This is a genomic window from Candidatus Symbiopectobacterium sp. NZEC135 (assembly GCF_025962695.1).
Genome location: NZ_JAGFPF010001514.1, coordinates 1 through 522, shown reverse-complemented (window position 1 = coordinate 522; position 522 = coordinate 1). Strand labels below are relative to the sequence as shown.

Below are 522 nucleotides of genomic sequence, written 5' to 3'. Positions count from 1 at the left end.
AGATCGCCAAACCAGGTGGTGAAGCCCAGCTTTTTAAGCTGGTTAGCCATCATCAGCAGCGCAGCGAACCAGATCAACGTATCCCAGGCCCCTTTTTCGCTTTTGATGTCCTCCCAGCGCAGCACGCCGCTCAACAGCAGGAAGGAGAGGCCGACAAAGGACGCGGTGGTGGCATCTACGCCCAGCGTGTCGCCAAAAATCCACAGCACCAACAGCAGCAGTACGGTGACGGCCATCAGCCATTCACCACGCGCCATCGGTCCCATTTTTTCCAGTTCGCTGATTGCCAGCTTAGGTGCATCAGGCGTGTGGCGGATTTCCGGTTTGGTCAACCACAGCACCAACGGTGGAACGATCATCAGGGAGATCAGGCAAGGCACCACGGCGGCCAGAAACCAACTGCCCCAGGTGATGTGCACGCCCGCGTTGGCAGCCAGTTTGACTGCCAGCAGGTTGCCGGTATAGGCGGTCATAAACAGCGCGGCGGTAATATCGTTGACGTTGCCGATGCAGACCACCAGA

The 522-nt window shown here is 58.0% G+C and carries 1 protein-coding gene; it reads right to left on the bottom strand.

Annotation, left to right across the window (positions count from 1 at the left end):
• A partial coding sequence (locus tag J5224_RS35105) for an anion permease (RefSeq protein ID WP_264629400.1) occupies positions 1–522 on the bottom strand: 522 nt, incomplete at both ends.